Annotated in this window: 20 protein-coding genes; 4 read left to right on the forward strand and 16 right to left on the reverse strand. The window is 70.3% G+C overall.

Going from position 1 to position 24,928, the window contains the following annotated elements:
• Nucleotides 1-6: 6 nt before the first annotated feature.
• Nucleotides 7-2,226, reverse strand: a complete 2,220-nt coding sequence (locus J2Y69_RS13235; protein WP_310021499.1) for an NADP-dependent isocitrate dehydrogenase — start codon at nucleotides 2,224-2,226, stop codon at nucleotides 7-9.
• A 119-nt stretch (nucleotides 2,227-2,345) separates the two neighbouring features.
• Here J2Y69_RS13235 and J2Y69_RS13240 point away from each other — a divergent pair, with 119 nt between their 5' ends.
• Entirely contained in the window at nucleotides 2,346-2,804 is a 459-nt protein-coding gene (locus J2Y69_RS13240) for a GNAT family N-acetyltransferase (RefSeq protein ID WP_310021502.1), read from the forward strand.
• Nucleotides 2,805-3,287: 483 nt separating this feature from the next.
• A complete protein-coding gene (locus J2Y69_RS13245) occupies nucleotides 3,288-4,142 on the forward strand; it encodes an endonuclease domain-containing protein (protein ID WP_310021505.1) in 855 nt (284 codons plus the stop codon).
• Between the two features lie 976 nt (nucleotides 4,143-5,118).
• Here J2Y69_RS13245 and J2Y69_RS13250 read toward each other — a convergent pair.
• From J2Y69_RS13250 to J2Y69_RS13285, 8 genes are all read right to left on the reverse strand, one after another.
• Nucleotides 5,119-6,933: an ABC transporter ATP-binding protein gene (locus J2Y69_RS13250; RefSeq protein ID WP_310021508.1), complete on the reverse strand. Its 1,815-nt coding sequence runs from the start codon at nucleotides 6,931-6,933 to the stop codon at nucleotides 5,119-5,121.
• The gene (locus J2Y69_RS13255; RefSeq protein WP_310021510.1) at nucleotides 6,930-8,816 is read right to left on the reverse strand and encodes an ABC transporter ATP-binding protein; all 1,887 of its coding nucleotides are present in this window, start codon (nucleotides 8,814-8,816) and stop codon (nucleotides 6,930-6,932) included. The genes J2Y69_RS13250 and J2Y69_RS13255 overlap by 4 nt, the downstream gene beginning before the upstream one ends.
• Before the next feature lie 301 nt (nucleotides 8,817-9,117).
• Nucleotides 9,118-10,155 (reverse strand): dipeptidase, encoded by a 1,038-nt coding sequence (locus J2Y69_RS13260; protein WP_310021512.1) that lies wholly within the window; start codon nucleotides 10,153-10,155, stop codon nucleotides 9,118-9,120.
• A 118-nt stretch (nucleotides 10,156-10,273) separates the two neighbouring features.
• Nucleotides 10,274-10,783 carry a methylated-DNA--[protein]-cysteine S-methyltransferase gene (locus J2Y69_RS13265; RefSeq protein ID WP_310021513.1) on the reverse strand — a complete coding sequence of 170 codons (510 nt, stop codon included), beginning with the start codon at nucleotides 10,781-10,783 and terminating at the stop codon, nucleotides 10,274-10,276.
• Nucleotides 10,780-12,342, reverse strand: coding sequence for an AlkA N-terminal domain-containing protein (locus J2Y69_RS13270; protein ID WP_310021515.1), 1,563 nt, complete (start codon nucleotides 12,340-12,342; stop codon nucleotides 10,780-10,782). The genes J2Y69_RS13265 and J2Y69_RS13270 overlap by 4 nt, the downstream gene beginning before the upstream one ends.
• A gap of 105 nt (nucleotides 12,343-12,447) precedes the next feature.
• Nucleotides 12,448-13,896, reverse strand: a complete 1,449-nt coding sequence (locus tag J2Y69_RS13275; protein WP_310021519.1) for an amino acid permease — start codon at nucleotides 13,894-13,896, stop codon at nucleotides 12,448-12,450.
• Entirely contained in the window at nucleotides 13,893-14,816 is a 924-nt protein-coding gene (gene ctlX / locus J2Y69_RS13280; protein WP_310021521.1) for a citrulline utilization hydrolase CtlX, read from the reverse strand. The genes J2Y69_RS13275 and ctlX overlap by 4 nt, the downstream gene beginning before the upstream one ends.
• Nucleotides 14,813-15,850: an ornithine cyclodeaminase gene (locus J2Y69_RS13285; RefSeq protein WP_310021523.1), complete on the reverse strand. Its 1,038-nt coding sequence runs from the start codon at nucleotides 15,848-15,850 to the stop codon at nucleotides 14,813-14,815. The genes ctlX and J2Y69_RS13285 overlap by 4 nt, the downstream gene beginning before the upstream one ends.
• A 124-nt stretch (nucleotides 15,851-15,974) precedes the next feature.
• On the opposite strand from J2Y69_RS13285, the gene J2Y69_RS13290 reads away from it, so the two are divergent.
• Nucleotides 15,975-16,406: an Lrp/AsnC family transcriptional regulator gene (locus J2Y69_RS13290; protein WP_310021525.1), complete on the forward strand. Its 432-nt coding sequence runs from the start codon at nucleotides 15,975-15,977 to the stop codon at nucleotides 16,404-16,406.
• A gap of 40 nt (nucleotides 16,407-16,446) precedes the next feature.
• On the opposite strand, the gene purH is transcribed toward J2Y69_RS13290, so the two are convergent.
• The 4 genes from purH to J2Y69_RS13310 form a co-directional block, all read right to left on the reverse strand.
• Nucleotides 16,447-18,054, reverse strand: a complete 1,608-nt coding sequence (gene purH, locus J2Y69_RS13295) for a bifunctional phosphoribosylaminoimidazolecarboxamide formyltransferase/IMP cyclohydrolase (protein WP_310021527.1) — start codon at nucleotides 18,052-18,054, stop codon at nucleotides 16,447-16,449.
• Nucleotides 18,055-18,095: 41 nt separating this feature from the next.
• Nucleotides 18,096-18,707 (reverse strand): phosphoribosylglycinamide formyltransferase, encoded by a 612-nt coding sequence (purN, locus tag J2Y69_RS13300; RefSeq protein WP_310021529.1) that lies wholly within the window; start codon nucleotides 18,705-18,707, stop codon nucleotides 18,096-18,098.
• Nucleotides 18,708-18,711: 4 nt separating this feature from the next.
• Nucleotides 18,712-19,941: a cell division protein PerM gene (locus J2Y69_RS13305; protein ID WP_310021531.1), complete on the reverse strand. Its 1,230-nt coding sequence runs from the start codon at nucleotides 19,939-19,941 to the stop codon at nucleotides 18,712-18,714.
• A 65-nt stretch (nucleotides 19,942-20,006) separates the two neighbouring features.
• Complete coding sequence (locus tag J2Y69_RS13310) at nucleotides 20,007-20,765, reverse strand: MBL fold metallo-hydrolase (protein WP_310021533.1); 759 nt, start codon at nucleotides 20,763-20,765, stop codon at nucleotides 20,007-20,009.
• Nucleotides 20,766-20,835: 70 nt separating this feature from the next.
• On the opposite strand from J2Y69_RS13310, the gene J2Y69_RS13315 reads away from it, so the two are divergent.
• Nucleotides 20,836-21,780 carry a GlxA family transcriptional regulator gene (locus tag J2Y69_RS13315; RefSeq protein WP_310021534.1) on the forward strand — a complete coding sequence of 315 codons (945 nt, stop codon included), beginning with the start codon at nucleotides 20,836-20,838 and terminating at the stop codon, nucleotides 21,778-21,780.
• 9 nt (nucleotides 21,781-21,789) lie between these two features.
• Here J2Y69_RS13315 and J2Y69_RS13320 read toward each other — a convergent pair whose 3' ends face one another.
• The 3 genes from J2Y69_RS13320 to sucC all read right to left on the reverse strand — a co-directional run bounded on the left by J2Y69_RS13320 (nucleotide 21,790) and on the right by sucC (nucleotide 24,865).
• On the reverse strand, nucleotides 21,790-22,449 hold the full coding sequence (locus J2Y69_RS13320; protein WP_310021536.1) for a hypothetical protein: 660 nt from the start codon (nucleotides 22,447-22,449) through the stop codon (nucleotides 21,790-21,792).
• A gap of 317 nt (nucleotides 22,450-22,766) precedes the next feature.
• On the reverse strand, nucleotides 22,767-23,669 hold the full coding sequence (gene sucD, locus J2Y69_RS13325; protein ID WP_310021538.1) for a succinate--CoA ligase subunit alpha: 903 nt from the start codon (nucleotides 23,667-23,669) through the stop codon (nucleotides 22,767-22,769).
• A gap of 29 nt (nucleotides 23,670-23,698) precedes the next feature.
• The gene (sucC, locus tag J2Y69_RS13330) at nucleotides 23,699-24,865 is read right to left on the reverse strand and encodes an ADP-forming succinate--CoA ligase subunit beta (protein WP_310021540.1); all 1,167 of its coding nucleotides are present in this window, start codon (nucleotides 24,863-24,865) and stop codon (nucleotides 23,699-23,701) included.
• Between the last annotated feature and the right edge of the window lie 63 nt (nucleotides 24,866-24,928).

The raw sequence follows: 24,928 nt of genomic DNA on the forward strand, positions 1-24,928 counted from the left end.
CTCAGCTCAGACGAGTGCGTCGATCAGGCCGTTCAGCGTCGTCGACGGACGCATGATCTGGGCGACCTTGGCGCCGTCCGGACGGTAGTAGCCGCCGATGTCGGCCGGCTTCCCCTGCACGGCCACCAGCTCGGCGACGATCTTCTCCTCGTTCTCCGCGAGGGCCTTCGCCACGGGAGCGAAGGCCGCGGCAAGCTCCGCGTCCTTCGTCTGGCCGGCCAGCTCCTGCGCCCAGTACAGGGCGAGGTAGAAGTGGCTGCCGCGGTTGTCGATCGTGCCGAGCGCACGGCCGGGCGAACGGTCCTCCTCGAGGAACGTCCCGGTCGCCGCGTCGAGCGTCTCCGCGAGGATCCGCGCCTTCTCGTTGCCGGTGCGATCGGCGAGGTGCTCGAGCGAGGCCGCGAGCGCGAAGAACTCGCCCAGCGAGTCCCAGCGGAGGTAGTTCTCCTCCACCAGCTGCTGCACGTGCTTCGGGGCCGATCCGCCTGCGCCGGTCTCGAACAGGCCGCCGCCGGCGAGCAGCGGGACGATCGAGAGCATCTTGGCGCTCGTGCCGACCTCGAGGATCGGGAACAGATCGGTGAGGTAGTCGCGCAGCACGTTGCCGGTGACCGAGATGGTGTCCTCGCCCTTGCGGATGCGCGCCAGCGAGTAGCGGGTCGCCTCCTCGGGGGTGAGGATCTCGATCGTCAGACCGTCGGTGTCGTGGTCGCCGAGGTAGGTCTTCACCTTCTCGATGAGCGCGGCGTCGTGCGAGCGCTCCGCGTTCAGCCAGAACACCGCGGGGGTGTCGCTCGCCCTGGCGCGGGTGACCGCGAGCTTCACCCAGTCGCGCACCGCGACGTCCTTGGTCTGCGTCGCCCGCCAGATGTCGCCCGGCTGCACGTCGTGGGAGAGGACCACGTCGCCCGCGGCGTTCACGACCTCGATCCGGCCTGCGGCCGTCACCTCGAAGGTCTTGTCGTGGCTGCCGTACTCCTCGGCGGCCTGGGCCATCAAGCCCACGTTCGGCACGGTGCCGATCGTGGCCGGGTCCAGCGGCCCGTTCGCGATGACGTCCTCGATCGTGGCCTGGTAGACGCCCGCGTAGGAGGAGTCGGGGATGACCGCGATCGTGTCGTCCTCGCCGCCGTCCGCGCCCCAGAGCTTCCCGCCGTTGCGGATGAGGGCGGGCATCGACGCGTCCACGATCACGTCGGACGGGACGTGCAGGTTGGTGATGCCCTTGTCGGAGTTGACGTAGGACAGCCGGGGGCCGTCCTGCATCGCCCGGAAGAACGCCTCGGCGATCTGCTCCCCGCCCTCCAAGTCCGCAAGACCCGAGAGGATCGAGCCGAGCCCGTCGTTGGCGCTGAGGCCCGCGGCCGCGAGCTGCTCGCCGTAGCGGGCGAACACGTCCGCGAAGTAGGCCCGCACGACGTGGCCGAAGATGATCGGGTCCGAGACCTTCATCATCGTGGCCTTGAGGTGCACGGAGTACAGCACGTCCTCGGCCTTGGCAGCGGCCAGCGTCTCAGCCAGGAAGGCGTCGAGAGCGGCGGCGGAGAGGAACGTGGCGTCCAGGATCTCGCCCGGGAGGACCTTGAGCCCCTCCTTGAGCGCGGTGGTCGTGCCGTCGGTCGAGACGTGGCGGATGGTCAGCACGTCCTCGTCCGGCGACACCCAGGTCTTCTCGTTCGCCTTGAAGTCGTCGTGGCCGAGGGTGACGACCCGGGTCTTGGAGCCCTCCGCGAACGGCTTGTTACGGTGCGGGTGCTTCTTCGCGTAGTTCTTCACGGCCAGGGGCGCCCGCCGGTCGCTGTTGCCCTCGCGCAGCACCGGGTTGACCGCGGATCCCTTGATCCGGTCATACCGCGCGCGCACGTCCTTCTCCTCGACGCTTCCCGGCTCGTCCGGGTAGTCCGGGACGTCGTAGCCCTTCTGCTGCAGCTCCACGATCGCCGCCTTCAGCTGCGGGATGGAGGCGGAGATGTTCGGGAGCTTGATGATGTTGGCCTCGGGGAGGGTGGCAAGACCCCCGAGCTCGGTCAGCGCGTCCCCGACGGACTGCTCCGCGGTCAGCCGCTGCGGGAAGGCCGCCAGGATGCGGCCGGCGAGCGAGATGTCCCGCGTCTCGACGTCCACGCCGGCCTGGTGCGCGTAGGCCTGCACGATCGGTAGGAACGAGGCGGTGGCGAGAGCCGGTGCCTCGTCGGTGTAGGTGTAGATGATGGCGTCGTCGGTCACCGGGTTCACTCCGTTTCACGAGGGCATTTTGTCTCGATACCAAGATACCTGAGCGGCATCTCCGCCGAGAGGTTCCCCGTTCGCTGTCCCCGGGCGCTCGGAGGGGTTAGCCTGGTGACATGACGGATCTGCGCCTGGTAGAACTCTCCGCAGCGACGATCGTCGCGGTCAACAACCTGTCCCTCAAGCCGGGCCAGGAGCAGTTCCTCGCCCCGGTCTCCTACGGCATCGCCGCCACCGTCATGAACCCGCAGACCTCGTGGCAGCGGGTCGTGCTGGACGAGGACGAGGTCGTGGGCTTCGTCAGCGCCAACTTCGACGACGAGGCGCCCGAGGAGCACTTCCGCTCCGTGCTGTGGCGCATCAACGTCGACGCCGACGACCAGGGGCGCGGCGTCGGCCGCTTCGCGGTCGAGAGCCTGATCGACGAGGCACGTCAGCGTGGGTTCGACCACGTCGACGTCATCTACGAGGCCGGTGAGAACGGCCCTGAGGCGTTCTTCCACCGTGTCGGATTCACCCCCGTCGGTGAGACGGAGTACGCCGAGGTCATCGCCGAGATCCGCGTGACCGCGTAACAAGACCGGCGGCGGCCCACCGGTCGTTCCGCCCCCTAGACCGGCGGCGGGGTCTCGGATCCCCTCCCCCACCGAGGCCCCGTCGCCCTTTTCCCCCGCGCCGCCTGCCTCCCGCCCCGGTCCACTGGTGGGCTGGGCTGTTGGGCTGCGCTGTGGTTGGGCTGCGCTGTGGTCGGGCTGCGCTGTGGTCGGGCTGAGCTGTGGTCGGGCTGAGCTGTGGTCGGGCTGAGCTGGGCTGTTGTTGCGTCGGGCAGCTGTTGGGCTGAGCTGCTGGCTCGCGTGTTGGCCGTTCGCTACGGTCGGATCGATGCAACTCCGTCGGCCGATATGCCGCTATCGGGCCGACAAACGTGCATCGGGCCGACAAACGTCTCACCCTGGCGGGTTCGCCCTCCTTCCCCCACCGATCGGGATTCCTGCGGGTTGTCCACCGAAGGCGCGAGACGGGACGGGCGGGAACGCGCCGATGGGCAGGCTTTCGCCATGGATCTCATCGACTGGGTTCGCCGGCATGGCGGCATCGCCCATCGCGCGGACGCCGCCGCCCACGGTTTCTCGCCATCGCGCGTGCGGGCGGAGATCAGGCGCGGCGCGCTCCTCCGGGTGAACGCATCGTGGATCGGCCTGGACGACGCGCCACCCGACCTCCTCACCGCCGCTCGCGCCGGCGGACGGCTCACCTGCGTCTCCCTCGCCCGACGCCGCGGCTGGTGGGTGCCCGAGGGCGCCGAGGACCGGGTCCATGTCCACGTGCACCCGAACGCGCGGCGCCCGCTCGGCGACGTCCGTACGCACTGGGCGGCACCGATCGTCCCGCTCGGTCCGCGTCGGCTGGAGGCATCCGTCGAGGACGCCCTCGCCCATGCCTCCCGGTGCTTCTTCGAGGAGGACGCGCTGTCCATCTGGGAGTCGGCGATCCGGATCGAGCGGATCGACATCGAGTCGCTGCGTCAGGTGCATTGGCCGGATCCGCGAACGCGTCGCTACGCACGGCTGGTCCGCGGATCCTCCGATTCGGGCCTGGAGACGCTGGTCGTCGTCCGCCTGAGCCACTGGGGCGTCCCGATCCGACAGCAGGTGCGGATCGCCGGCCACGACGTCGACATCCTGATCGGGACCCACCTCGTCCTCCAGATCGACGGCTTCGCCCATCATTCCGGCCGCGCGGATCGACTGCGCGATGTCAGGCACGACGCCGAGCTGCAGCAGCGGGGGTACACCGTCCTGCGATTCACGTACGAGCAGGTCATGCGCCAGTGGGAGGAGGTCGAGCGGACCGTGGCCCGCGCGATCGCCCGGGGCCTCCACCTCAGTCCCGCGATGAGGTCAGGCCGCTGACCCCACAGATGTGGATACGGGCCGGTGCACTTCCGTCGGGGCGGTGCACTTCCGTCGGATCAATCCACTCCTGTCGGCCCATCCAGCCCAATCGATCCGACAAGAGTGCATCAGGCCGACGGCAGTGAGCCAATCAGTCCTCGATGCACGGTTGTCGGGCTGGTTGGGTGGGATGACCAGGATGACCACCCGGCACGCACTTCCGTCGGGCCGATGCACTTCCGTCGGACCATCTGACCCGGACCATCCGACAGAGGTGCATCGGGCCGACAGAACAGGTAGCCACCAAACCGCCCGTCCAGCGGCCGGCCGCACCTGTTCGCCTGCTCATCGACGCCCGCACCCCCTCCCCGCCGCGGCGCATACGACCGTCGGGCCGGTGCATCCTGTCGGGCCAATCCACTCCTGTCGGGCCAATGAGCCCGGAGCATCCGACAAGGATGCAGCGATCCGACAGAAGTGCAGCTATCTGTCAAAGCAATGATCCGACAAGAAGACCCAGGCCACCAGCCTGCCACCAGCCCGTCGGATGCACTCATCACCGCGAGATGCCCACCCGTCCGCACCTGTGTCGGGCCGATGCACTTCCGTCGGACCATCTGACCCGGATCATCCGACAGAGGTGCATCGGGCCGACAGAACAACCCGGCGGCCAGGCAAGCAAGCAAGCCGCACTCATCAACGCGCACACACTCCGGCGCGCACTTCCGTCGGGCCAACGCACTTCCGTCGGACCGTCCCGCCCAAACCGTCCGACAACCGTGCATCGGGCCGACAGAAAGTACGCCCTTGCGCCGGGGCCGGCACGGAGAAGACCGGGCTCGGCGATCAGACCCGACAACCGCGCACAGCAACCGCGCGCAGCACACAGCAACCGCACCCGGATGCAGCACCCGGACCAAGCGACCGAACCCGGCAACCACGCACAGCGGGGGTCCGGGCCGCGGCAGGCGTGGGCCATGCCGCGGCCCGGATCTCACACGAGGGTCTGCTGCCAGGCCGCGTGGAGCTGGGCGAACTTGCCGGTGCCGGCGATCAGGGCGGCGGGCGTGTCGTCCTCGATGATCCGACCATGCTCCATCACCAGCACGCGGTCGGCGATCGCGACCGTCGAGAGCCGATGGGCGATGATGATCGCGGTCCGATCGGCCAGCAGCGTCTGCAGGGCTTCCTGGATCAGCCGCTCGGAGGGGATGTCCAGCGATGCCGTCGCCTCGTCGAGGATCAGCACCGCGGGGTCCGCGAGGAACGCCCGGGCGAAGGAGATCAGCTGACGCTGCCCCGCCGACACTCGGCCACCGCGCTTGTTCACATCGGTGTCGTAACCGTCGGGGAGCGAGGAGATGAACTCGTCCGCGCCGACCGCCTTCGCCGCCGCCGTGATCTCGTCCAGCGTCGCATCGGGCTTGCCGAGCGCGATGTTGTCGGCCACCGTCCCGCTGAACAGGTACGCCTCCTGCGTGACCATCACGATCGCGCGGCGGAGGTCCTTCGGGTGCAGACGGCGCAGATCGACGCCGTCGAGCGTCACCGCACCCTCCGTCGGGTCGTAGAACCGCGACACCAGCTTGGCGAGGGTGGACTTCCCCGCCCCCGTCGTCCCGACCAGCGCGATCGTCTGCCCCGCGGGGATGTCGAGGGAGAAGTTCGGCAGGATCGTCTTCTCGCCGTTGTACCCGAAGGTCACCTCGTCGAAGCGGATGCCGCCGCGCGCCGCCAGAAGGTCCACCGGCTTCTCCGGATCCGGCACGCTGGGCACCTCCTCCAGCACGCCGGACACTTTCTCCAACGCCGCGGTGGCGGACTGGTAGGAGTTCAGGAACATCGCGATCTCCTGCATCGGCGCGAAGAAGTTCCGCACGTAGAGGACGGTCGACAGCAGCACGCCGACGCCGAGCACCCCCGTGGAGACACGGATGCCGCCCCAGAGGACCACGAGGCCGAGCGTGAGGGCCGCCACTCCCATGAGCGCCGGCTCGAAGGTGCCGAAGAGCACCATCGAACGGCGGTTCACGTCGCGGTAGTCCCCGGCCAGGCGGTCGAAGGTCTCGTTGTTGCGCGGCTCCTTGCGGAAGGACTTCACGGCGCGGATGCCGGTCATCGTCTCCACGAACTGCACGATGACCTTGGCGCTGACCACCCGCGACTCCCGGTAGACGAGCTGGGAACGGTTGTAGAACCAGCGCATCAGGAGCACGAGCGGGATGCCGGCCAGTGCCAGGATGACGCCGGACTGCCAGTCCGCGATCACGAGCGCGATGAAGGTGAACGCGCCGAAGAGCACGCCGGAGACGAGGTTGTTCAGACCGCCGTCGAGGAGCTCGCGGATCGTGTCGAGGTCGCTGGTCTGCCGGGAGATGATGCGTCCGGACGTGTAGGACTCGTGGAACTCCAGACTCAGCCGCTGGGTGTGCAGGAAGATGCGCTTGCGCAGATCCAGCAGCACCGCCTGGGTGATGCGCGCGGCGATCACGACGTACCAGCCGATCAGCGCCGATGCCGCGATCCCGGCCAGCAGGTACACGACCCCGATGACGATCGTGGGCATCCAGTCGGAGCGCTCCAGGAGCACGGGGAGCGCCCGGTCCAGGCCGATCCCGATGAGGATGGGTCCCGCGACCTGCAGTGCCGTGGAGATGACGAGCACGACGGCGGCGAACACGATCCGCGCGCGCAGCGGATCGATGAGGGAGCCGAGCAGCCGCAGCGAGCGACGGCGGATGGCACGGCTCTCATCGCGGGTGTAGACCGAGCGGTCCTCGCCGCGGGTTCCGGTGACGGCGGTGGTCATGCCTGCACCTCCTCTTCGGTGATGTTCTCTTCGGTGGCGAGGGGACCCGCTGCCCCGGTGACGATCGGGATCGCCCCGGTGCGCACCGCCTCCTCGGCCTCGAGGCTGGAGATCACGTGCCGGTAGTGCGGCGTCGAGCGCAACAGCTCGGCGTGCGTCCCCACGGCCGTGATCCGCCCCTTCTCCAGCAGCGCGACGCGGTCCGCGAGCGCGACCGTGGACGGACGGTGCGCCACGATCAGCGCGGTGGTCTCGGCGAGCACGCGACGCAGCGCCTCCTCGACGAGCGCCTCGGTGTCCACATCGAGGGCGGACAGCGGATCGTCGAGCACGAGCACCTTGGGCGCGGCGGCGACCGCACGGGCGAGCGCCAGACGCTGGCGCTGCCCTCCGGACAGGCTCAGCCCCTCCTCGCCGATGATGGTCTCCGTCCCCTCGGGGAGGGTGTCGACGAAGCCGGCCTGGGCGACGTCCAGCGCCTCGCGCAGCACCCGCTCGGCCTCCTCGCCGTGCCGATCGAGGTCCGCACGGCCGAGCAGCACGTTCTCGCGCACGGAGGCGGAGAACAGCGTCGCATCCTCGAAGGCCATCGCGATGTGACGGCGGAGCTCGGCCAGGGTCAGGTCGCGCACATCGACGCCGTCGAGCGTGACCCGCCCTCCCGTGACGTCGTAGAGGCGCGCCGGCAGCGTGGTAAGCGTGGTCTTGCCGGAGCCGGTGAGCCCGACCAGCGCCATCGTCTCGCCCGGCTCGAGCACCAGGTCGATGCCGTCGAGCAGATCCCGCTCAGACGGGCGCGCGTCCTGGTACCGGAAGCGGGCGCCCTCGAACGCGAGCCGTCCCCGCGGGTCGGCGATGTGCTCCGGACGCTCCGGGTCGGTGATCGTGTTCGTCTCCGAGAAGATCTCGAACACCCGATCGGTGGCGGTGCGCGCGTCCAGGAGGAACGAGAACAGGAACCCGATCGACTCGATCGGCCAGCGCAGCACGGTCGCCATCGCGAAGAACGCGAACAGCTGCGGGAGCTCGATCGCGCCCTGCCAGATGAGCCAGATGCCGGACATCAGGCTCAGGCCGAAGGCGATCTGCGGCATCAGGTCGAGCCAGAACCAGATCTTCCCAACGGCCCGCGCCTTGCTCATCTCGGTCTCGCGCAGCGTCTCGGCCTGATGGCTGAACCGGCGGAGGGCGTGCTTGCCGCGGCCGAAGGCCTTGAGCACACGGATGCCGTGCACGCTCTCCTCCACGCTCGTGGCGAGGTCGCCGGCCTGGTCCTGGCTGCGCCGCGTGAGCACGCCGTAGCGCTTCTCGAAGAGGTAGCCGTGGATCCACATCGGCACGCCGGTGACGAGGAAGATCACGCCCAGCAGCCAGTGCCACTGGAAGAGCAGGACCGCGCCGATGATGATCGTGAGGATGTTCACCACGAGCAGGATCATGCCGAAGGCGAGCCAGCGGCGGATGAGGTTGATGTCCTGCATCATGCGGCTCAGCAGCTGACCGGACTGCCAGCGGTCGTGGAACGCCACGGGCAGCGTCTGCAGGCGCGCGTAGAGGTCCGAGCGCATGCGGAACTCGACCTCGGTGGCCGGCGTCAGCACGAACCAGCGCCGGAGCCAGACCATCACGGCCTCACCGGCGGCGAGGGCGAGCACGGCGGCGGCGCCCCATGCGATGAGGCCGGCGTCACCGCTCTGGATGGGTCCCCGCACGATCTGCTCGAGGACGACGGGGATCATCAGCGCGATGACGGCGGCGGCGAGCGCGCTGAGCGCCCCGCCGACGAGGCGGCCGATGATCGGCCGGACGAAGGGCTTGAGCCGCCAGAGGGAGGCGACGGTGGACAGGGATGAGGAGGACGACGAAGAAGACGTGGAAGACATGTTTCTCGGTAGCGACGACGAAGCGAGCGGAAAAGGGGATGGGAAAGGACGGATGCCGAGCATCCGCGATGTGAAGGAGGGCCCGTGCGGCGGTGGCTATCCGAGACGGAGAGCGACGCTCTGAGAACGAGCGTAGGCCGGGCCGAGGACATCGCAGGAGATCGACGCAAAGGTGATCGTGGGCATGATGTCCTCCTCGGAGTTCGGCGAGTTCGGCCGGACGGCGCGACAGCCTTTCAGACTATTCACAAGAACCTCACCGCCGCAAGGGGCATTCCCCGGCGGATCCGCGCCGGGCTCGTCAGCGGACGGTGCCGGGGCGGCCGAGCTCGTCCAGGAGGAGCCGGTGCACATTGCCGCCGAGCACGGCGAGGATGTCGGCCTCCGCCCACCCTCTCCGCACCAGGGCCTCGGTCACGAGCGGGAGGCCGGCCGGCCCCTCCAGCCCCGGGATGCAGCCGTCGGCCGGGACGCCCTCGATCTCGTCCGCCACGCAGCACGGCGGCGTGGTGTCGGCCAGGACCTCCTGGACGAAGTCCGGGCCGAGGCCGACGTGCTCGACGCCGCCCACCGAGACGAGGTGCTCCAGGTGGTCGACGAGACGATCGATCGAGTAGTCGTGCGCATGGAGGTAGGGCGCGAAGAAGTTCACGCAGACGACGCCGCCGGTCGCGGCGATGCCGGAGATCTGCTCGTCGGTCAGGTTGCGATGGTGGTCGAAGAGCGCCCGTGCCGACGAGTGGGTCGCGAGCACCGGCCGCGACGCGAGCTCGAGCACGTGCCCGACGCCGGCAGCGCCCAGATGGCTCACGTCGAGCATCATCCCCATACGCTCCATCTCCTGGACCGCGCGGATCCCGGAACGGGTGAGGCGCCCGCCGGTCGCGTCCTCTCCGCTGCCGTCCGCGAACGCTCCGCGGCCGAAGTGCGCGAGCGATCCGATGCGGACGCCGAGGCGGTGCAGGGTCTCCAGCAGCTCGACGTCGGCGTCGACGCCCGGCATGCCCTCCAGCGCGAGCACGAGCGCGATCCGGCCGCTCCCGATCACCCTGTCGACGTCCGCGCCGTCCAGGCACAGGCCCACCGCGTCCTCGTTGCCCTCGGCGATGCGGTGGGCGGCCTCGATCATCCGCAGCGTCCGCCGGAGGGCGCCCTCCGGGCGGTACACGTCGTCGATGAACACCGGGAGCACCTGGAGGCCGACGCCGCCTGCGTGCAGCTGGGGCAGCCACTGCTCGCGGAAGAACCCGGACCAGGTCTCGACGGGTCGCGTCGCCACCGCGCACAGCAGGTCGTTGTGGGTGTCGGCCACGAGGGCCCGACGGTGCAGGTCGCTCATGCTCTGGCCTCTCGATCGCGTCATCGGACGTCCCGAGCCTACGACGCCCGGGTCGGCGGGGCTTCGTCCGAACGGACGAGGAGCCCCGCCGACATCGTCGCCGCAGCCGAACCGGCTCTCAGGCGACGGCCTCCCGGTCGAGCAGGCGCCCCTTCACAGCCGTTCCCCAGGCGAAACCGCCGAAGGACCCGTCGCTGCGGAGGACCCGATGACAGGGCACGAACAGCGCGGCGGCGTTCCGCGCGCAGATAGACCCGACGGCCCTGACCGCCGTCGGCCTGCCGAGCGCCTCCGCGAAGGCCGCGTAGCTCAGCGGCGCGCCGGGGACGATCCGGCGCAAGGCCGCCCATCCGGAGCGCTGCATCTCGGTGCCGAACTGATGCACCGGGATCTCGTCGATCGCCGACAGGTCGCCGGCGTAGTAGGCCCCGACCGCCTCGCTCGCGGCGGTGCGGGTCGCGGCGCCGCTCGCCGAGCGGACGTCGGAGGGGCGGTTCGCCGGGGCGAGGCGGTCGAGGATCGCACCGTGGTCGGCGGTCCAGCCCGAGGCGAGCACGCGGTCCTCGTCGTCGAGCAGGAAGGTGAAGGCCCCGTCGGCGGTGTCGACGGTGTGGATGAGGGCGGTCATGCGGGCTCCTTGATCGTGAGCGGGACGGATGAGGGTGGCACCGACACGCCACGGGGACGTGCCGGGCGCCGGGGGCTGAGGGGTTTCGGGGGCGCCGCACGCCACAGGTGCGCGGTCGCGTAGCTGCGCCAGGGCGCCGTGCGAGCGATCCAGCGGTCCAGCGGTGCGGGCTCGGCGGGAAGCCCGGCGGCCGCGGCTCCCGCGCGCACGGCGACGTCGCCGGGGAGGAACACGTCCGGGTCGCCGATCACGCGCATCCGCACATAGTCCGCCGTCCACGGGCCGATGCCCGGCATCGCCAGGAGCTCCTCGCGCTGTCGCACGCCGTCATCGCCCAGGGTGAGGGAGAGCGTGCCGTCCGCGAGCGCGGTCGCCGCGCCCACCACTGCCCTGATGCGCGCCGCCGGGCCCCGGAGGACCTCCGTCCCCCGATCGGCGATCGCGGCCATGGTCGGGAACAGCACCCCCTCGGCCCCGTCGGCGCCCACGCGCTCGCCGAGCGCGTCCGTGAGAGCGGTCAGCGCCGTCCGCGCCGCGGCGACCGTGACCTGCTGACCGATCATCGCGCGGATCAGCATCTCGTGCGCGTCCGCGGCCCCGGGGACCCGGATGCCCGGAGTCCGGGAGACGAGCGTCGCGAGCTCGGGATGCGCCGACAGCGCGGCATCCACGGCCTGGGGATCCGCGTCGAGGTCGAAGAGCCGACGGGCGCGGGCGACGAGCGGGGCGAGATCGCTGAGATGGGCCAGGCGCGCCCTCAGGTGCATGCGCCCGCCCTCGTCCTGTCGCAGCTCGAACCAGGCGGGTCCGCCATCGAGACGGAGGTGGCGCGAGAACGTCCGCTCCCCCACCGACTCGGTCCCGGCGAGCGCCCGCGCACGCATCCACGAGAAGAGGCCGTCGGCGTCGAACGGCTCGCGATGCGGGAGCACCAGGTCGATGGTCCCGGGAGCCGCCTCGACGGATCCACCCCTGTCCGTCCGGGAGGACGGCCGACGAAGGCGCAGCTCCCCCGGAGTCATGCCGAACACCTCGCGCACCGTGTCGTTGAACTGCCGGACGCTCGCGAAGCCGGCGGAGAAGGCGACGTCGGCGATCGGCAGCTCCGTCCCCACGAGGAGCATCCGTGCGGTGTGCGCGCGATGCGCGCGCGCCAGCGCCAGGGGCCCGGCGCCGAGCTCCGCCGCGAGGAGCCGGGTGAGGTGACGCGCAGAGTAGCCGAGGCGCCGGGCGAGGCCCGGAACTCCCTCGCGCTCCACGACGCCGTCGGCGATGAGACGCATGGCCCTGGCCGCCGCATCGCCGCGGAGGTCCCATTCCGGCGAGCCGGGGGCGGCCTCGGGAAGGCATCGCTTGCACGCGCGGTATCCGGCCTCGTGCGCGGCGGCGCTCGTCGGGTAGAAGGTGACGTTGACGGACTTCGGCGTCCGCGCCGGGCAGCTCGGCCGGCAGTAGATCCCCGTCGAGCGGACCGCGGTGACGAACTGCCCGTCGAACCGGGTGTCGCGTGCGCTGATCGCACGGTACCGCTCGTCGAAGGTCATCCCGGGGAGGCTCATGACTCCACTCTGCCACGGCGGAAGGAGGCGGGCTGGCGGAAATCGGACACCGCGGTTCCCGAGTCCGGGACCGCAGTGTCGCGGAAAAGAGACGCGCGGGGCGGCCTACCGGTCCTCGAGATCCAGATGATGCGTGATCGTCGGGATCGGGGCGGTGAGCGGGCGGCCGGCGCGCAGCAGCATCCGCTTGCGCCACTGCCAGAGGATGGCCAGCGCGATGAACCAGACCGGCGTCGCGAGGAACGGCAGCCGGGTGTCGTCGCCGTAGAGCAGGGTGCCCGCGATGAAGACGAAGAACACCAGCACCATCCACGGTGTGAACCGCGAGAACGGCATGCGGAACGCGGACGCCGCGTGGCGCTCCGGGAACCGCCTCCGGTAGACGATGTAGCTGACCACGATCGACCCCCAGGTGAAGAGCACGAGCGTTGCGCACACCGAGGAGACGAAGGTGAAGGCGGCGACGACGCCGTCCCCCGCGAACAGGAGCGGGATCGCCGTGAAGAGGAACACGCAGGTGAAGAACACCGCGCGCATCGGGACGCCTCGCCGGTTCGTCGTCGCGAACGTCTGCGGCGCGTGGCCGTCGTGCGAGAGCCCGAAGAGCATCCGCGTCCCGGAGTAGATCCCGGAGTTGGCGCTGGAGGCCGCCGAGGTCAGCACGACGAGGTTGATCGCGAAGGCCGCGATGCCGAAACCCGCGTACAGGAGGGTCGTCACGAACGGGCTCTCCCCCGGCTTGATCCGATCCCAGGGCGTGATGCTCATGATGATCGCGAGCGCGCCGACGTAGAAGATGATGATGCGCACCACGATCGAGTTGATCGCCTTGGGCAGGGACTTGCGGGGGTTCTTCGTCTCGGCGGCAGCGGTTCCGACCAGCTCGACCCCGATGAAGGAGAAGATGCCCATCTGGAAGCCGAGGATGAAGCCGCTCAGCCCGAACGGGAAGATCCCGCCGTGCTCCCACAGGTTCGCGACCGTCGCGGTGGTCCCGGTGTCGGGGTTCCTGAAGCCGGTGACGATCAGCACGACGCCGGTCGCGATGAGGCCCAGGATCGCGATGATCTTCACCAGCGCGAACCAGAACTCCACCTCGCCGAAGTACTTCACCGGCTGGAGGTTGAGGATCGTCAGCACGAGGCAGGCGATCAGCGCGGGGATCCACGCCGGGATGTTCGGATTGAAGAACTTCACGTAGCCGGTGATCGCGATGATGTCGGCGACGCAGGCGACGACCCAGGAGAACCAGTACGTCCAGGACACGAAGAACCCGGCCCACGGGCCCAGCATGTCCTTGGCGATGTCGCCGAAGTTCTTGTAGTGCAGGTTGGAGAGCAGCAGCTCGCCCAGGGCCCTCATGACGAAGAAGATCATGAAGCCGATCACCATGTAGACCAGCAGCACCGCGGGTCCGGTGACGCTGATCATCTTGCCCGAGCCCATGAACAGGCCGGTGCCGATGGCGCCACCGATCGCGATCAGCTGTATGTGGCGGTTGGAGAGCCCGCGTTCAAGCTCCTCCGCGGGCGGGGCCTCGGTGTGCGCGGTCATGTCTCCCTCGGGTCCAGGTGGATGCCGGCGATCATGCACCGCACGGATCCCCCGGCGAGCTCGATCGGCGCGACGTCCAGCGGCAGGATCCGGCAGGTGGCCGAGATCGTCGCGCGCTGCCCCTCGGTGAGACTCGCGTAGCCGGTCTCCGAGATCGCCAGGATGCGCTCGCCGCCGCGTCCGCGGAGCTCGATCGCGTTTCCCGCGAAGGACGCGACCTGCTCCGCGGTGAGGGCGATCACCGTCCGCCCGCTGTCCTCGATCCGCCGCGCGATCTCGGCGCGACGGCTCTCGGGGACGATCGCGTCCAGACCGATGAGGGCGATGTCCGTGCCGATGCACATCATGACGTTCGTGTGGTAGATCGGGATCCCCGACGCATCGACGGCGTCAAACACCACGGGCTCGTAGCCGAAGACCGTGCAGAACCGCTCGACCAGGAGGGGGTCGCACCTCTTGGAGCGCGCCGCGTACGCGATGCGCGACACGTGGTCGAGCACCATCGCGCCCGTCCCCTCGAGGAACAGGTCGTCCTGCTCGAGCCCGGAGTAGTCGATCACCTCCTGCACGCGGTAGGCCTGCTTGAGATGGTCGAGCACATCGCCCCGACGCTCCCCACGCCGGTTCGCGGCGTACATCGGGTAGACCGCGATCCGGCCGCCGGCGTGGGTGGAGAACCAGTTGTTCGGGAAGACGCTGTCCGGATGCGTGCCGCCCTCGTCCTCGAAGAGGTGCACGCGGACGCCCGCCTCCTCCAGCCGTGCGGCGACCCGCGTACAGGCGTCATAGGCGGCTCGGGCGACGTCGTGGTCCGTGGTCCGCTGGAACGCGTTGTCGGCGGCGGTCTGGGGATTGGGCCGGAAGCGGTGGGGGCGGATCAGCACGACCGCCCCCGGCGCCTGCGCGGAGACCGCGCTCACACGGGGGTCCGGGCCGTGGCCGCATCCGCGACGAGGGCGAACAGATCCTTCGGGTCGGCGGGGTCGGCGATCAGGTCGACCTCGGTGTAGAAGTCGGTGCCGTCGATCGAGGCGTCCAGGTAGCGCAGCGCCGAGAAGTCCTCGAGCGCGAAGCCGACGGAGTCGAACACGGTGATCTGCTCGGCGGAGGTGCGCCCTGCGGCGTCGCCGCGGAGCACGCGCCAGAGCTCGGTCACCGGGTGCTCCGGCGAGAGCTGCTGGATCTCCCCCTCGATCCGCGTCTGCGGGGGGAACTCCACGAAGATGTCCGCGCGGCGCAGGATCCGCGCGTCGAGCTCGGTCTTGCCGGGACAGTCCCCGCCGATCGCGTTCAGATGGACGCCGGAGCCGACCATCTCGTCGGTCAGGATCGTCGCATAGGCCTTATCCGCGGTGCAGGTCGTGATGATCTCCGCCCCCGCGACCGCCTCCGCCGCGCTCCTCGCGCGGACGATCTCGAAGCCGAGCGGGAGCATGTTGCGCAGGAAGACGTCCATCGCCTCGGCGTCCGTGTCCCAGACCCGGAGGCTGTTGATCCCGAGCAGGGTGCGGAAGGCGATCGCCTGGAACTCCGCCTGGCTCCCCGTGCCGATCATCGCCATGGTCGTCGCGTTCTCCGGGGCGAGCGCGCGGGCCGCCATCGCGGAGGTCGCCGCGGTGCGGAGCGCGGTCAGGATGGTCATCTCCGACCACAGCGTCGGGTAGCCGCTGGCGACGTCGGCGAGCACGCCGAACGCGGTGACCGTCTGCAGCCCCCTCCCGGGGTTCCCTGGGTGCCCGTTCACGTACTTGAACCCGTAGGTGCGGCCGTCGCTGATCGGCATCAGCTCGATCACGCCGACCTCGGAGTGGCTCGCCACGCGTGCCGTCTTGTCGAACTCCGGCCAGCGCCGGAAGTCCTCCTCGATCGTCGCCGCGATGCCCGCGATCGCGGTCTCCAGCCCGATCTCCCCCAGCCACCGCCGCATGCCTGGCACATCCACGAAACGGACCATCCGCGCACCTCTTCTCTCGGGTCACTCCACCATAGGAACCGTCCAGTACCACTTTCAATCAGCAGCATGGATCATTCCGCCGAGGAACTCGTCAGAATGCCCAGTTGTGAGGTAAATTCTGCCCATGTCTCCTCTCGACGACCTCGATCGACGCCTGATCTCGCTGCTCCGGGCGAACGGACGCGAGCCCGTCGTCAACCTCGCGCGCCGCCTCGGGGTGACCCGAACGACCGTGGACAGCCGGCTGCGCCGGCTCACCGACAACGGCACCATCGTGGGCTTCTCGGTGCGGGTCCGCGACCCCTCCACAGCGTCGGCCGTGCGGGCGATCATGCTGGTCGCCGTCGAAGGGCGCAACACCGGCGACGTGATCAGAAGCCTCCGCGGAGTCCCCGAGATCGCCGCGCTGCACACGACGAACGGCCGCTGGGATCTCGTCGCCGAGATCAGCTGCGAGAGCCTCGCGTCCTTCGACGCGACGCTCGGCACCGTCCGCGGTATCGACGGCATCCGCGACAGCGAGACGAGCATCCTGCTCAGCTCGGCGACCGCCTGACGGGACCGGCCTCCACCGGACCGTCAGGCGACGAACCGGCTCAGTGGAAGAAGTGGCGCTCCCCCGTGAAGAACATCGTCACACCGGCCTTCCGCGCGGCGTCGACGACCTCCTCGTCACGGACCGAGCCGCCGGGCTGGACGATCGCCGTCACCCCGGCATCGATCAGCACCTGGGCCCCGTCGGCGAACGGGAAGAACGCGTCGGACGCCGCGACCGATCCGGCGGCGCGCTCGCCCGCGCGCTCAACGGCGAGCCGGCAGGAGTCCACCCGGTTGACCTGTCCCATGCCGACGCCGACGGTCGCGTTGCCCTTGGCGAGCACGATCGCGTTGGACTTCACCGCGCGGCAGGCCTTCCAGGCGAAGATGAGGTTCTCCATCTCGGCCTCGTCCGGGCGTTCCCCGGAGACGAGCTCCCAGTCCTTGGCCACGGAGACGATGTCGTCGGGGAATCGGTCCGCGTCCTGAAGCAACAGGCCGCCGGAGACCAGGCGGACGTCCAGGCGCTCCTGCTGCCAGTCCTCGGGCAGCTGGAGGAGGCGGAGGTTCTTCTTGGCCTTGAAGACCTCGAGCGCCTCGGGCTCGAACGCCGGCGCGACGATGACCTCGGTGAAGATGTCCTTGAGGTTCTCGGCCATCTTCAGCGTCACCGTGCCGTTCGCCGCGATCACGCCGCCGTACGCCGAGACCGGGTCGCACTCGTGCGCGCGCAGGTGCGCGCTGGCGATCGGGTCGAGCGCGTTGGGGGCGGTCGTCGCGATGCCGCAGGGGTTCGCGTGCTTGATGATCGCCACCGCCGGCAGCACCATGTCGTACGCCGCGCGGAGGGCCGCGTCCGCGTCGACGTAGTTGTTGTACGACATCTCCTTGCCCTGGAGCTGCTCGGCCTGGGCGATGCCGTGACCGCCCACGCGGGTGTAGATCGCGCCGCGCTGGTGGGCGTTCTCGCCGTAGCGGAGGGTCGCGAGCCGCTCGGCCTTGATCGTGAGGTGGGCGGGCAGGTCCTCCCCCGCCGACAGCGTGCCCTCGGCGAACCACTGCGCCACCGCGGAGTCGTAGGCGGCGGTGTGCGCGAAGGCGCGGGCCGCGAGCTCCCGACGCTGCGCGAGCGCGATCCCGCCCGCACGCACGGCCTCGATCACGGCGGGGTAGGACTCCGGGGAGACGACGATCGCGACGTTCGCGTGGTTCTTCGCGGCCGCGCGCACCATCGCGGGCCCGCCGATGTCGATCTGCTCGACCACGTCGTCCCCCGCGGCACCGGAGGCCACGGTCTCGACGAACGGGTAGAGGTTGACCACGACCAGTTCGAACGGCGCGATCCCGTGCGCGTCCAGCTGACGCTCGTGGTCCTCCAAGCGGAGGTCGGCGAGCAGCCCCGCGTGCACGCCGGGGTGCAGGGTCTTGACCCGCCCGTCGAGCATCTCGGCGACTCCGGTGACCGCGGCGACGTCAGTCACCGCGATGCCCGCGTCCCTGATGGCCTGGGCGGTGGAGCCCGTGGACACGATCTCGACCCCGGCCTCGGCGAGGCTCTGCGCGAGCGGGAGGAGACCGGTCTTGTCGCTGACGGAGATGAGCGCACGTCGGATCGGGACGATGTCACGGTTGCGGTACAGCGACGGGTCGTGGCGGGGGCCGGCCATCGGGATTCCTTCCGAGAGGTGGGGAGAGGCGGGAAGAGGAGTCAGGAGGACGCGGAGCGTGGCCGGTCGCGGACGGTGCCGAGGTCGAGGCCGCCCTCGGCGATGCGCCGGACGACGTCGATGAGGAGCCGCCGCTCGACGGGCTTGATCCGCTCGTGCAGGCTGTGCTCGGTGTCCCCTGGCAGCACGGGGACGCGCTCCTGGGCGAGGACGGGCCCGGTGTCCACGCCGTCGTCGACGACGATCACGCTGGCCCCCGTCTGCGTCGCCCCCGCGGCGAGCGCGTCGCGGACGCCGTGCGCGCCAGGGAACTCCGGGAGGTAGGCGGGGTGGGTGTTGACGATGCGCGGGGACCAGGCCGAGACCACGGCGGGCGGGAGCAGGCGCATGAGGCCGCTCAGCACGATGAGATCGGGCTGCCACACGCGCAGCTGCGCGTCGAGCTCCGCTCCCCAGGCCTCGCGGCTGGTGTGCCCGCTCCACGGGACGGTGAAGGACGGGATGCCGAACTCCTCCGCGTGCGCGAGCCCGTCCGCCTCGCGATCGGCGCCGACGACGACGATCCGGGCGGGATAAGAGGGGTCGGCTGCCGCATCGAGCAGGGCACGGAGATTCGAGCCGGTGCCCGAGATGAGGACGGCGACCGAGAGCACGGGATCAGTCTAGCCGCGCCTCGAGGAGCCGCTCGTTCCGGTGCCGCGGCGCGAGGAGCATGATCGCGGCGCCCACGAGCACCTCTGCCCCGATCGCCAGTGCCATCGGTCCCGCCTCCGGTCCGGCCTGGGCGAGCCGGGCAGGACCGAGGGAGCCTGACGAGAGCGTGGCGAGGAGCGCTGCGCCCGCGCCGGCGAGCACTGCGATCCCGATGGCGGTGCCGAGCCGCGGGACGATCCCCCGCTCCTCCCCCGCGGAGACCGCGCGGGATCGGACGATCCAGCCGGCCAGGGCGCCGGCGCCGATCGGGACCAGCACGACGATGAGGAGCCAGGGCGATGAGGTCTCGGGGAGGAGACCCAGCACCGGGATCCCGGGGACGGCGCCGAGCTGGGTCCCCGCCGGCGAGACCGCCGTGCCGACCCCGACGGCGAAGCCGGGGCCGGCGAGCCATGCCATCGCCCAGCAGAGGAGCGTCGGAACGTAGGCGAGCTGGCCGAGGGATATGACCGTGGCGCCCAGGCCGTCCACCCGGAGCGACTCGAAGAGGGCGACGGCCTCCCCGCCGCGGAGGAGGGCAGCGACGCCGAAGGCGAGCCCTGCGGCTCCCAGCACGGCCACGAGGGCGGCCGCCGCACCGCGCACCGCGTCGCCGGGGACCCCTGACCAGTCGCCCCAGGCGTCGACGCGATCGTGCACGGCGTCGACGATCCCGCCGTCCCCGTCCGTCCAGGCCACGGCGATGCCGCCGACGAGCGCACCGCAGAGGTAGGCGATGCCCGGCGCCGCGATCCCCCACGCCATCGGCGTCGCGGCGATCGCGAGATGGCCGGTGAGAGCCACGACCGCGGCGATCAGCGTGAAGGCCGTCGTCCCAGCGACGACGCCGGTGACCCAGGACCCGGCGAGCGCCGCACGGCGCCCCGAGCGCGCGGCGAAGACGACGGTGAAGACGAGGAGGGCGAGCGGCGGGACGGAGATCGCGAAGGAGGAGGCCTCCGGGGCGATGCCCGCGTCGCGGAGCACGGCATCCGGAAGCGCGATGTCGACGGGGACCCCGTGCCCGAGCTGCCACAGCGTCGAGGTCGCAGGCCACAGCGCGCCCCAGTCGGCCCCGACGCCGAACGCGATGGTCCAGAGCACCGTCAGCGGGGCCAGGATCACCGCCAGTCCCACCGCCGCTGCGACGGCGGCGTCGATGGCGGCCAGGAGCACGATGAGGAGGCGTTGCATGTCTCCACGAGCCTACGTGCAGTTCCCGACACGGACGGTGGGACGCGCGCGGAGGGGCGACGGCGCTAGAGCTCCAGGGGGTCGCCCGCGCGCGGGACGCGAAGACGCGCGGAGAGCCCGGAGTACTCGAACTCCCTGGCGAGCCTCGCGAGGTCCTCGGAGAAGTGGTGCCAGCCCTCCGCATGGATCGGCACGACCACGGCATCGCCGAGGATCCGCGCCGCCTGGACCGCGGTGCGGGCGTTGAGAGTGAGGTCGGCGTCGCCGAAGCGCCCGACGTTCGCCGCCCCCGCGAAGAGGATCGCGACGTCGATCCGCCCGACCCGCGCGGCGATCTCCTCGACCACCGTCACGGAGGCGTTGTCCCCCGAGACGTACACGACCGGATGCCCAGGCGCGCGCAGCAGGAACCCGGTCACCGTCCCGGAGAGCCCCTCGGTCTCCTCGCCGTCGGGACCGTGCAGCGCCGGCAGCGCGACGACCTCGACGTCTCCGACCCGGTGCTCCTGCCAGGGGGCGAGCCCCACGACGCCGGGGATGCGATCGGCGGCCTCGGGCGTGGACAGCACGACCGGCACCCGTCCGAGGAGCTCGCGCCCCGACCGGTCGAGATTGTCGGCGTGCTGATCGTGCGAGAGGAGCACGGCATCGATCCCCCCGAGCCGCTCTGGCCCGAGCGCGGGGCCGGTGAGCTTGTGGAGCACGACGCCCGGCGACGGGTAGTCCCCCGGCCCGTCGAAGGTCGGATCCGTGAGGAAGCGGGCGCCTGCGTAGTCGAGGACGGCGGTCGGACCGCCGACGAGGGTGAGGGTCGTGTTCGTCATATCCCCATGGTGCGACGACGGCGACGGCATCGAAAGCGGCCCGTGGGACACTCTTCGCTAAGATCGGGCCATGCGCACCGTGGCCGTCCTCGCGTTCCCTGGCATCAGCCCGTTCCACCTCTCCGTCCCCCATCTGGTCTTCGGCCGCGTGGGGATCCGGGGCGCCGACAGTCCCTACCGGCTCGTGACCGTGGCCGAGCGCCCCGGCGCCATCCGGACCGGGGCGGGGTACGACATGCTCGTCGCGGACGGTCTCGCGCGGATGACCGACGCGGACATGGTCGTGATCCCGAGCTGGGATCCCGGCACCGACCCGAGCCCCCAGCTCCTCGACGCGGTTCGCGCCGCGCACGAGCGGGGGGCCAGGATCGTCGGGCTCTGCCTCGGCGCCTACGTCGTCGCGGCGAGCGGCATCGCCGCCGGGCGCGAGATCACCACCCACTGGTCGGCGGGCGAGCACCTCGGACGGGCCCACCCCGGGCATCGGATCCGCTGCGAGAGCCTCTGGACCGACCTCGGCGACGTCGTCACCTCCGCCGGCGTCGCCGCTGCCCTCGACTGCTGTCTGCACATCGTACGCACGGAGCTCGGCAGCGCCGTCGCCGGCGCGATCGCCCGTGAGCTCGTCCTCGCTCCCCATCGCGACGGCTCCCAGGCGCAGTTCCTCGCGCAGCCCCTTCCCGCGGACGCCGACGGCGACGAGATCGACCGAGCAATGGGATGGGCGATGGAGCGGCTGACGACCCCGACCGCCCTGGACGAGTGGGCAGGCAGCGTTCACCTCTCGCGACGCACGTTCACCCGCCGATTCCGGGAGCGCACGGGGACCAGTCCCGGCGACTGGCTGCTGACCCGTCGGCTCGACGAGGCGCGCCGACTGCTGGAGGCGACGGACCTGCCCCTGGACGCCGTCGCGAACGCCGCGGGGTTCGGCACCGCCGTCACCCTCCGGCACCACTTCCGGGAGCGTCTCGGGACGACCCCGGCCGCCCACCGCCGCGCCTTCGCCGAGTGACGGTCGTCGCTACACCCCGACGGTTCCGGTCAGGTTGAGATGCCCGTGCCCGTTGATGACGGGGCCGCCGGTGAACGAGCTCGCGATGACGTAGGTGAAGTCCTGGACGCAGACGACGGTCTCGCCGGTCGTGGGACTGGTGAACCGCAGCTCGGCCGTGAACTGTACGGACGAGGGCGTGAACGCGTCCGCCGCCTCGAAGATGACGTCCACGTTCGCATTCGGGTCGTACACGTCGGGGACGACGAGCGCGTTCAGCTCCCCGATCGTGCCGGCGACGGGAGGAAGCGGCGTGACCGTGCCGACCGTGCCGACGAAGGTGCTGAAGCTCGGGTACCACGGAGCGGTCGATCCTCCGCCGTCGCTCATCGTGAACCTCGTCCCGCCGAGGAGCGTGAACTCGTAGGTCGAGCCGTAGACGGCGGGATCGACGAGCGTCGTGTCGATGCCGAAGTACTTACTGGACAGCGACCACCAGGCGCGGGCCAGGAAGACGTGCCAGTCGGACGGGTCGAGCTGCGTGACCACCGCCGCGGGCCGCACGTCGCTCGGGCAGGCGAAGCCGCCCGAGGCCGCCGCGGAGGGCACGGCCGCCGCGAGAGCGATCACGGGCGTCGCCCAGGCCGCGGCCTTCACGACGGCGCGCCGAGGAATCTGTTGATCTGTCATCTACGGACCTTCATCTATCGGGTGAGAAAATCGGCCTCTGCGCGCGTCATCGTCGACGATCGCCGACGAGAGGACGCGGCGGGTGGGGTGAACCGCCGACGGCCATGATCCGGTCACAGAGAGCGTCAGCTTAGGGGGAAGATCCGCTGCCCGGCAAATCGTCGTGCCGTCTCCGTCGCCGTCGCCGAAGAGGCACAGCGCTCGCACGGACGCCGTCAGCACGAGACCCGCACGAGACCCGCACGAAGCCAGCACGAGGAAGGGCCCCGAGCCGAAGCCCGGAGCCCTTCTCTGCGCGATGACCGCGCGTGCTGTCCCTACAGCGCCGAGATGACCTCGCGCATGAGCGCGGCGGTCTCGGACGGGGTCTTGCCGACCTTCACGCCCGCGGCCTCGAGGGCCTCCTTCTTGGCCTGGGCGGTGCCGGCAGAGCCCGACACGATCGCACCGGCGTGACCCATGGTCTTGCCCTCAGGAGCGGTGAAGCCGGCGACGTAGCCGACGACCGGCTTGGTGACGTTGGCCTTGATGAAGTCGGCCGCACGCTCCTCCGCGTCACCGCCGATCTCGCCGATCATCACGATCGCCTTGGTCTCCGGGTCCGCCTCGAACGCGGCGAGCGCGTCGATGTGCGTGGTACCGATGACGGGGTCGCCGCCGATGCCGATGGCGGTCGAGAAGCCGAGGTCGCGCAGCTCGAACATCATCTGGTAGGTCAGGGTGCCCGACTTCGAGACCAGCCCGATCGGGCCCTTCCCGGTGATGTTCGCCGGCGTGATGCCGATGAGGGACTCGCCCGGCGTGATGATCCCGGGGCAGTTCGGCCCGATGATGCGGGTCTTGTTGCCCTTCTCGACGGAGTAGGCCCAGGCCTCGGCGGAGTCGCCCACCGGGACGCCCTCGGTGATGACCACCAGGAGCGGGATCTCGGCGTCGATGGCCTCGATCATCGCGCTCCGGGTGAAGGCCGCGGGCACGAAGGCGATCGAGACGTCGGCCCCGGTCTTCTCCATCGCCTCGGCGACGGAGGCGAACACGGGGAGCTCGACGGCGTTGCCGTCCTTGTCGGTGTGGGCGACGGTCGTGCCGGCCTTGCGGGCGTTCACGCCGCCGACGACGTTGGTCCCGGCCTTCAGCATGAGGGCGGTGTGCTTGGTGCCCTCACCGCCGGTGATGCCCTGGACGATGACCTTGGAGTCCTTGTTGATGAAGATCGACATGTTCTCTGTCCTCAGTTCTTCTCGACGCCTCAGGCGTTGGCCAGCTCGGCGGCCTTGTCGGCGCCTTCGTCCATGGTCGCGGCCAGGGTCACGAGCGGGTGCGCGTACTCGGCGAGGATCGCGCGGCCCTCGTCGACCCGGTTGCCGTCCAGGCGCACCACGAGGGGCTTGGAGGCGGCCGAGCCGAGCTTCTCCAGCGCGCCCTTGATGCCGTTGGCGACCGCGTCGCAGGCGGTGATTCCGCCGAACACGTTCACGAAGACGCTCTTGACCTGCTCGTCGCCGAGGATGACGTCCAGCCCGGCGGCCATGACGTCGGCCGATGCGCCGCCGCCGATGTCGAGGAAGTTGGCGGGCTTGACCGCGCCGTGGTTCTCGCCGGCGTAGGCGACGACGTCGAGCGTGGACATCACGAGCCCTGCGCCGTTGCCGATGATGCCGACCTGGCCGTCGAGCTTGACGTAGTTGAGGCCTGCCTCCTTCGCCTTGGCCTCGAGGGGGTTCTCCGTCGCCTTGTCGGCGAGCTCCTCGTGCTGCGGGTGGCGGATCTCGGAGGCGTTGTCGTCGAGCGACACCTTGCCGTCGAGGGCGATCACGTCGCCCTCCTCGGTGAGCACGAGCGGGTTGACCTCGACGAGCGTGGCGTCCTCGCCCTTGTAGACGTCGTAGAGCTTGACGAACACGTCCGAGACGGCGTCGAGCAGGTCCTCGGGGAAGCCCGCGGCCTTCGCGATCTCGAGCGCCTTGTCCTTGTCCACGCCCGTGAGCGGGTTGACCTCGATGCGGGCGAGCGCCTCGGGCTTCTCGACGGCGAGCTGCTCGATCTCCATGCCGCCCTCGACCGAGCAGAGGCTCAGGTAGGAGCGGTTGGCGCGGTCCAGCAGCACGGAGAAGTAGAACTCCTTCGCGATGCGCGCACCGGCGGCGACCATCACGCGCTGGACGACGTGGCCCTTGATGTCCAGGCCCAGGATGGCCTTGGCGGCCTCATACGCCTCGTCCGGGTTCTTCGCGACCTTCACGCCGCCGGCCTTGCCGCGACCGCCGGTCTTGACCTGCGCCTTGACGACGACCACACCGCCGAGCTTCTCTGCCGCTGCCTTCACCTCCTCAGGGGTGTCGGCGACGATGCCGGCGAGGACCGGCACTCCATAGGATTCGAAAAGGTCTCGTGCCTGGTACTCGTACAGATCCACTGCGTTTCCTTCACTGGGATGGCGGTCCGGAAAAAGTCTCTCGATGTCGAGATATCGACCAAT

The sequence above is a fragment of the Microbacterium resistens genome (assembly GCF_031456305.1).
In the GTDB taxonomy this organism is placed as follows: domain Bacteria; phylum Actinomycetota; class Actinomycetes; order Actinomycetales; family Microbacteriaceae; genus Microbacterium; species Microbacterium resistens_A.

Coding starts and splice junctions, on each gene's coding strand:
- J2Y69_RS13305 (WP_310021531.1), bottom strand. CDS start 19,941: ATGCAACGCCTCCTCATCGTGCTCCTGGCCGCCATCGACGCCGCCGTC.
- J2Y69_RS13260 (WP_310021512.1), bottom strand. CDS start 10,155: ATGAGCGACCTGCACCGTCGGGCCCTCGTGGCCGACACCCACAACGAC.
- J2Y69_RS13320 (WP_310021536.1), bottom strand. CDS start 22,449: ATGACAGATCAACAGATTCCTCGGCGCGCCGTCGTGAAGGCCGCGGCC.
- sucD (WP_310021538.1), bottom strand. CDS start 23,669: ATGTCGATCTTCATCAACAAGGACTCCAAGGTCATCGTCCAGGGCATC.
- J2Y69_RS13240 (WP_310021502.1), top strand. CDS start 2,346: ATGACGGATCTGCGCCTGGTAGAACTCTCCGCAGCGACGATCGTCGCG.
- J2Y69_RS13275 (WP_310021519.1), bottom strand. CDS start 13,896: ATGACCGCGCACACCGAGGCCCCGCCCGCGGAGGAGCTTGAACGCGGG.
- J2Y69_RS13245 (WP_310021505.1), top strand. CDS start 3,288: ATGGATCTCATCGACTGGGTTCGCCGGCATGGCGGCATCGCCCATCGC.
- J2Y69_RS13270 (WP_310021515.1), bottom strand. CDS start 12,342: ATGAGCCTCCCCGGGATGACCTTCGACGAGCGGTACCGTGCGATCAGC.
- J2Y69_RS13255 (WP_310021510.1), bottom strand. CDS start 8,816: ATGTCTTCCACGTCTTCTTCGTCGTCCTCCTCATCCCTGTCCACCGTC.
- J2Y69_RS13285 (WP_310021523.1), bottom strand. CDS start 15,850: ATGGTCCGTTTCGTGGATGTGCCAGGCATGCGGCGGTGGCTGGGGGAG.
- J2Y69_RS13290 (WP_310021525.1), top strand. CDS start 15,975: ATGTCTCCTCTCGACGACCTCGATCGACGCCTGATCTCGCTGCTCCGG.
- J2Y69_RS13315 (WP_310021534.1), top strand. CDS start 20,836: ATGCGCACCGTGGCCGTCCTCGCGTTCCCTGGCATCAGCCCGTTCCAC.
- J2Y69_RS13310 (WP_310021533.1), bottom strand. CDS start 20,765: ATGACGAACACGACCCTCACCCTCGTCGGCGGTCCGACCGCCGTCCTC.
- J2Y69_RS13265 (WP_310021513.1), bottom strand. CDS start 10,783: ATGACCGCCCTCATCCACACCGTCGACACCGCCGACGGGGCCTTCACC.
- purH (WP_310021527.1), bottom strand. CDS start 18,054: ATGGCCGGCCCCCGCCACGACCCGTCGCTGTACCGCAACCGTGACATC.
- J2Y69_RS13250 (WP_310021508.1), bottom strand. CDS start 6,933: ATGACCACCGCCGTCACCGGAACCCGCGGCGAGGACCGCTCGGTCTAC.